This window comes from Achromobacter marplatensis (genome assembly GCF_049060505.1).
Taxonomy (GTDB): domain Bacteria; phylum Pseudomonadota; class Gammaproteobacteria; order Burkholderiales; family Burkholderiaceae_B; genus Achromobacter; species Achromobacter marplatensis_A.
The window spans coordinates 1-7,273 of the sequence record NZ_JBMGRB010000020.1; the positions used below are offsets into that span (position 1 = coordinate 1).

At 58.3% G+C, this 7,273-nt stretch carries 5 protein-coding genes and 1 pseudogene; 1 reads left to right on the top strand and 5 read right to left on the bottom strand.

Features of this window, described 5'->3' with window-relative positions:
* Positions 1–281, top strand: a 281-nt coding sequence (locus ACI0FO_RS29230) for a hypothetical protein (protein ID WP_416032066.1), incomplete at its 5' end; no start/stop codon positions are given.
* A 225-nt stretch (positions 282–506) separates the two neighbouring features.
* Here the strand turns inward: ACI0FO_RS29230 and ACI0FO_RS29235 are convergent.
* The 5 genes and pseudogenes from ACI0FO_RS29235 to ACI0FO_RS29255 all read right to left on the bottom strand — a co-directional run.
* Positions 507–873: pseudogene (locus ACI0FO_RS29235) on the bottom strand (transposase); the annotation flags it as partial.
* A gap of 235 nt (positions 874–1,108) precedes the next feature.
* On the bottom strand, positions 1,109–1,420 hold the full coding sequence (locus ACI0FO_RS29240) for a DUF6984 family protein (RefSeq protein WP_416032067.1): 312 nt from the start codon (positions 1,418–1,420) through the stop codon (positions 1,109–1,111).
* Complete coding sequence (locus tag ACI0FO_RS29245; RefSeq protein ID WP_416032068.1) at positions 1,407–2,048, bottom strand: hypothetical protein; 642 nt, start codon at positions 2,046–2,048, stop codon at positions 1,407–1,409. The genes ACI0FO_RS29240 and ACI0FO_RS29245 overlap by 14 nt, the downstream gene beginning before the upstream one ends.
* A 548-nt stretch (positions 2,049–2,596) precedes the next feature.
* The gene (locus ACI0FO_RS29250; RefSeq protein ID WP_416032069.1) at positions 2,597–3,034 is read right to left on the bottom strand and encodes a hypothetical protein; all 438 of its coding nucleotides are present in this window, start codon (positions 3,032–3,034) and stop codon (positions 2,597–2,599) included.
* A 9-nt stretch (positions 3,035–3,043) separates the two neighbouring features.
* A partial coding sequence (locus ACI0FO_RS29255) for a hemagglutinin repeat-containing protein (protein WP_416032070.1) occupies positions 3,044–7,273 on the bottom strand: 4,230 nt, incomplete at its 5' end.

Here is a 7,273-nt window from a genome sequence, read left to right on the forward strand (position 1 = left end):
CTTGTTGCGAACCAGGGACTCGCCGTGGCTCTCCTCCAGCGTGGCCAGATCGATATCCCGACCTGAAGCGGGAGCTTACGACAACACCGGCGCAAGGCCGGTGTCAGGTCAAGTCGAAATTTTTACAAGTAAAGCGAGGTCATCCCAAATCAACTGGGCAGATGATCCATTCTATCAAGCACCGAACCAAGGCTTTGAAGCAAGCCAATTACAAACTCATGATCCGCGCCGATCCGCGTCTCGAACTCGAACACATCTATCCCATTACATATTTCATTTAAAGCTGCATTCAAGACCAAAATCTCATCTCGGCTAAAGCTAACATTCGCTAAATCGCGCGTAGAGTTAATCATATCCACAGTAACTACCTCAAACCATCAAAGTAAGCTTGCCCATTCACAGGACGAAATGCGGTGCCACCATCGATCGCTTTAGGGTTTCGGATAAAAACTGTACCACTGACATTGTCCCAGTAAGCAGTGCCCAGATGCCGACATTGGCCTTTTGTAGTACGCCGCCCGCGATAGGCCGGCAATCTGACAAGCGCGCGTGATTGAGAGCTTGGCTCGCACCAGGTGCTCCACCACTTCACGCCTGGCCGACGGCGTCAGGATTTTCGGTTCAAGACATCCTTGATCGCAGCATTCTCCAGCGCCAAGTCGGAAAACATTCGTTTGAGCTTGGCGTTTTCAGCCTCTAGCTCGCGCAGCCGCTGCAACTCGGACACCTGCACCCCTGAGTCTTGCTCTTCCATAGGTAATACGTGGCGTTGCTGATGCCATGTTTGCGACACAGTTCGGCGACCGGCATGCCGGGTTCGCCCTCCTTCAACACCGCAACGATCTGGCTCTCTGTGAATCTGCTTTTCTTCAAAGGAATCTCCGACGTAAGGGAGGCTCCGAAATTCTACCGGCTGGTGTCTACATGGAGGGGGAGCTTACGGGGGCACGTCAGCGAAATTAATTCTTAGTCGTGAATAATCTTCGTCAACTGCCGCTGGCTTTTGCACATTGACTCAGCGAGGGCTTACAGACCAATCCAGATAGCAGGGCAGCCGATAATAACGGAAGCGAAAAGTTAAACATGATCATTACTAGCCACCTACCGGTTAGAAAGTACCATTTGGAGATGGCAACCTTATAAGGGGCTCATCATTAACCTTCCAAAAATCCAACTCACCAAAGTCTCCGTCCTCGGTCAGAAACAATGTCGCAATGATAGAAACTCCGTCCTCATCATTGAACTCGCAGGACGCAACGGAATGCACCCGTATCTCTTTCTGGCAATAGTCAGCGCGAATTGATTTCATTTCCGGATTTACCACCCAAACAAGCTGATGAGTGGGCAATACAAGTTGAACACCTGCAACCCGAGCTAGAAACTGGATTATTTCCACTTCTTTCGATTCAATTTGCCTCATGAATACGCCCTATATTAACGGTGCCATCCGGCAGTTTAAAAGCGTTATATTGCAATCTCACTCCGCCAACGATCACAAATCGGACATTGAGTCCGTCGGAGAGGTTCGAAATGGAAGGCAAATCGGCAAGAACAGCATCTTGCACATGTTTCCTGTTCATCCCGAGTTCGTCCTCGACATGACGCCATACATGAGAGTCCTGGTTTAGATTCCGCCCAAAAGAAACGCCTTCGGGAATTGCATTATTTGTAGCATCAGGTCCGTTACTAAAGATCAGTCCCGGCCCCTGCTCGTCCGGCAACGGCGTGGTCGTCGTAGTCCCACCCGAAGGCCCATTATTCTCCTGTCCCGGCACTGCAATCGGCCCAACCGCATCACCCGGCCAACTCGGGATCTCCGAACCCAACGTCTCCTTCTCTGAAGGCAGTGGCGGCAGCGTATCCACCCTCACCACCTCACCAGGCTTACCAGGCAGCGCCGTCTCGCGCTCCACTGTGTTGCCCACGAATTCGGACACCCAGTTCCCAACGGCATCAGACGCAGCGGCAATGCCCACCAGGGCCGCCGTTCCGACATAGATGGCGCCGTCCTTCATCTGCACGGCAACGTAGACGGTCTTGTCCGACACATACGTCACCGCCCGCTGGCAGCTCGGCGTCGTTGCACACTTGGCCGCCGCCGCGCTAACCGCAGGGATTGCGAGCTGCCCCCAGTTCTGCGACGTCTCCAGCCCCGCCGCAGTGCCCACCGTTGCCGCATCCGCTCCCGCGGCGCTCGCTATGCCTGCCACCAGACTCGTGACTAGATTGCGTCGCGCTTCGACTTGCTCGGGAGTTAGGCTCTCGGGCGAGCCCATCAGGCTGTTGAGGATGCTGCCCGCGCTCGCACCCAAGGTGCCCCGCTAATAAGATCAGGCCGTACTTGGCACCAGCACTCCAATCCTGAGCGTATTGCACCTGATCCATGAGCGCGCTAGCACCGCCGGTCTTGATCGCGTCAGACAGCGCCGTCTCTGCCGCCTGCTTTTCCTTCGCCCCATTCGACAGGAACCGCCCCACCTGCCGACTGGCCTCCGACGCAATCTCCAACCTTGCCTAGACTAAGGGGCCAGATTGAATTTTCCGGCGATGGCCGAAGTGAAAATGCAGTCTGGCACTTTACTTAGAAACTATTTACTCATAAAGAAAAATCCATATTAAATTTTTTTTGAATTTCCTTTAAGAAACCTATATTCTCCGGAAAACCCATAGCTTCCCAGCTATTCAGACAAAACCGGTCCAATTCCTCAATCAAGGCTTTCGTCCCATAAAAATAAAGGGCATTCCAGACAATATCTCTATCAATATGAAATTTCTCATGCCTGCAACTTCCCAATAAAACGCCTTCGATATCAATGGGTTCTTCCGGAGAGAACATATCATCCCAGTTAGTAGCCGTAAGAACTCCACAACCAACTCCTTGATCGAGAAAAGTTACTACGGCTTGCTGCCATTCAGAAGATCGCTCACCGTCCGCTCCACCCATATAATTTGAAAACACAGCATTTGGATTGAAATCATCTAGGCCCGCATATATCAATTGACGTTGATAGCACAACCTGAGACACCGATTCATAAAAATATCTCAAAAATAGGGAAATTTAAATTTTGCATGCTTCCCAGAATTGAGCTTCCTTATGGAAGCATTATTTATCTCCACCGTGGCCGTAGTGCCGGCTGTAGCCGAAGATGCTTGACCCGCAGGCCTATATGTGATCGCAGTACCATCTGGCATTATTGCCACCCAACTCCCTTCTCCAGAGATATTATTTTCAACTTTAATTGGCTGTTGACCATTGAACGCTGCCAATGCAAATTCGCTAGCCGTTACGTCGGGATTCGAGGTGGGAGGCATAGGAATGGGTGTCCCCGGCCCTCCTATGCCAGCGGGTAACCTCCCGTCCGGACCGACTATTGACGGAGGGACCCCCTCGCCTACATTGAATATCAGCCCCGCCCCGTGCTCCTCTGGCATAGGCGTGGTCGTAGTGAGTCCACCTGAGGATCCATTATTCTCCTGCCCCGGCACTGCAATCGGCCCAATCGCATCACCCGGCCAAACCGGAATCTCCGAACCAAACGTCTCTTTCTCAGAAGGCAGTGGCGGCAGCGTATCCACCCTCACCACCTCACCAGGCTTACCAGGCAGCGCCGTCTCGCGCTCCACTGTGTTGCCCACGAATTCGGACACCCAGTTCCCAACGGCATCAGACGCAGCGGCAATGCCCACCAGGGCCGCCGTTCCGACATAGATGGCGCCGTCCTTCATCTGCACGGCAACGTAGACGGTCTTGTCCGACACATACGTCACCGCCCGCTGGCAGCTCGGCGTCGTTGCACACTTGGCCGCCGCCGCGCTAACCGCAGGGATTGCGAGCTGCCCCCAGTTCTGCGACGTCTCCAGCCCCGCCGCAGTACCCGCCGTTGCCGCATCCGCTCCCGCAGCGCTCGCTATGCCAGCCACCAGACTTGTGACCAGATTGCGCCGCGCTTCGACTTGCTCGGGGCTTAGGCCGTCGGGCGAGCCCATCAGGCTGTTGAGAATGCTGCCCGCACTCGCGCCCAAGGCGCCCGAGGCGCAGGCTGCGCCTTGGCCTGCAGCACCCGCGCATCCCACGATGCCGTGCAACGCCGCGCGCGCAGCCTCCGATTGCGGATCGCTGCCTAGGCTATCGGCAATCTGCTTTACCTGGGCTGCCCCAAGGCCCTGAAGGTAGTTCACCGCGGCCGACTGCACGAATGCGCTGGTCGATCCCGTCACGTTTGCGCCGGCCGCGCCCGACAACGCTAACAAGACCAAGCCGTACTTGCCACCAGCACTCCAATCCCGAGCGCGCTGCACTTGATCCATGAGCGCGCTCATGCTTGCCGCGTCGTTGGCGCCGCCTGTCTCGATAGCGTCTGATAGCGCCTTCTCTGCCGCCTGCTTCTCCTTCGCCCGATTCGTCAAAAACTGCCCCATCTGCCGCTGGGCTTCCGACGCAATCTCAAACCCCGCCTCAATCTTCTCCTTATCAAAGATCGGCTTCAGCGCATTCAACGTATCCGACGTGTCCCGGTTCAACGACGCGATCGTCTCCGCTGCCGTCTTGCCGGTCAGCGCCAGCTGCCCGGCCTCGTCACGAATGACGATCGTGCCGCCGCTGATGCCGCTTTGCGTGGTCGAACTACTCTTGCCGCTGGCCGCGACCACCACCGGTGTGCCCATGCCGAAGCCGCTGCTGCCCGTCGATATCGACGAACCCGCGTCCTTCGATGCACCGCCCGCCACTTGGCCGCCCTTGGTGGTGCCCAGGCCCGAGTCACCCGCCTTGGCGTCTCCGCCAAACCCGAAGCCGCCACCAATCGATACCTGGCTGCCGCTGTACTTGGCGCTGTTCTTCAGGTCCTGCGAGACCAGCGTGCCCGTCGTCAACTTGTTCAGGCCGTCAGCCACCGCGCGGTCGCTGCTGGCGATGACGCTGCCGATCAGCGTCGTGTTGTTCTTGACGTCGATCAGGAACCCACCGTCGCCTGCCCACAAGCCCGTTTGTTCAGTGACCGTCTTGAAGTCGCTGTTCATCTTGCCGGCGCCGACGTTGGCCCATGCGCTACTTGAGCCGTAGCAGTACGGCGGAATGCACAGGCTTATGCCAAAACCCGCGCTCTTGTTCTTGGAGTCGTACTTGCTGCTGTCTTGCAGGCTCTCCAACAGCAGGTTGCCGCCCACCGACGCGATGATCTGGTCGGCCTTGCCCGCTGCGCCTTTCAATGTCGTGTCGCCACCCGACTGGATGGCAAGTACGTTACCCGCCGTGATGTTGCTGTTGGTCCAGCTCTCATCGCGGCCGTTGGCTTCGCCGCGGCCAACCGAGGCGCCCAGTTCAAGGGTGAAGCCGTTCTGCTGGCCGCCCGTGGAATAGCCGATACCGATACTGGCGCTGCTGCTCTTGCTGTCTGTCTTCTGCTCGAACGCATTGCGCGCCGCTTCCAGCACGATGTCGCCTTCAGCCTTGAGCACCGTGTTGTTTCCCGCCGACAGGTTCGATCCCGTGACAGTGATGTCCGAGTCCTTGCCAGCACCCTGGGCGACGATGGTGAGGTCTTTGCCGGCCGCGACCGTCGAACCGAAGGCGCTGGACGAACTACGGTCCGTCGTGCTGCTGCTCTTGCTGGTGCCCAGGCTGAGCTTGATGCTCACGCCGCCCGCTTTGTCGATCGCGTTAGCGTCCTTGACGTTGCCCGCCGCCTGAACGGCGTCATAGGCATTGGCGGCGGCCAGCACAGTCGTGGCGCCTGCCAGGCCCTTCATGACGGCGTTGTCCGTCCTACCCGCCGCATCACCCATCCGCGTGCCGGTCTGCACGGCGCTGACAATAGGGTTGCTCGCGGTAAGCGTCAGACCCGACTGCTTGATCTCGTGGAATTCCTTCTCTTGCGTGGTGTCCAGCACCGCACCGATGTTGACTTCCTTGCCGATCAATGTGATGTCGCCTTGCCGCGCTATCACGTTGCTGCCCATGATATTGAGGGCGCTGCCGGCGTTGATCAGCACGTCGCCTTCGACGCTGCCGACGGTGCTGGCGTTGTGAAAGACCTTCTTGCTGTCGAGCGAATCGGTCTGCTGCCGGGTTCCATAGCTAAAGCCGCCCATGGCCCCAAAGCCCGACTTCTTGACCATCTTGTAGTCGTAGCCGTCTTCGGCGTTCTGGCCGGCCAGGATGTTGACGTCGCGGTCGGCCGACATCACCAGGTCCTTCTGCGCGCCTACGTTCGCGCCCGCCACGGTCAAGTCGCGTCCAGCCATCAGCACGGCAGTGTCGCCGGTGAAGGTAGTGGCCAGGGACTGTTCCCAGTCAAGGGCCGTCTTGGTATGCGTGGTCTTCGATGACAGGAACCCACTAGTCTTGTAGTGCGTTTCGTCGTAGGCCGAGCCGCTTTGCACACCAGCGATCAAGTTGATGTCGCGGCCCGCGCCAACGGCCAGTTGCTCGCCGGCCGTGACGTCAGCCGCGCGCGCATTCACATCCTGCCCTGCGATCAGCGTGACGTTGCCATCAGCGGCAATGCTTGAACCGATTTCCTTGCCGGTGGCGAGGTCATGCCGATTCTTCTTGTTGCGCACGAGCGACTCGCCGTGGCTCTCCTCCAGCGTGGCGAGATTGATATCCCGGCCCGCTTGCAGGCGCACGTCGTCCTTGGCGGCAACCTGCGCCGCCGTCAAGGTCAGGTCGCGACCCGCTTGCATGCTGAGGTTGCCAGCGTCCACGCGCGACACGCCTGAGATGTACGAACCCCAGGTTGCGCCGTGGTTTTCCGACGCCGACGTTGACGTCAGCGCAATATCGCGGCCTGCCGACAGCGCGACGCTGTCGCCCTTGATCAGCGACACCAGGTTGGTCAGGTCTTCGCGCGCGGCCAGGTTGACAACGGCGCCCTGGATCAGCCCGCCGGCCTGGTTGACGATGTTGGCGGCCGTCATGACGGTCGCGTCACGCGCACCGATGGTGCCGCTGTTGTTGATGTCGCCGTCGGCAGCAAGCTTGACGTCGCGGCCGGCCATCAGGGTACCGTCGCCCTTCAGGTCACCTTCGCGCACCAGCAGGTAGACCTGCGGGACCAGCACGGTCTCGGTGGTGCCGTCGGGCAGTGTGACGGTCTGTTCGACCAGCCAGACCAGATCGGTAGTCAGCTGGCGCTGCTGCGCTTCGGTCAGCGCCACGCCAAGCTTGACGCCGTTGTCCTGGGCGAATTGCGCGCCGTTGGCAAGCAGCTGTTTGTACTGGCTGTCGTTGTTGCCGAAGCCTTCCAGGAAGCGCTGGCCGGTGGTGGCCAG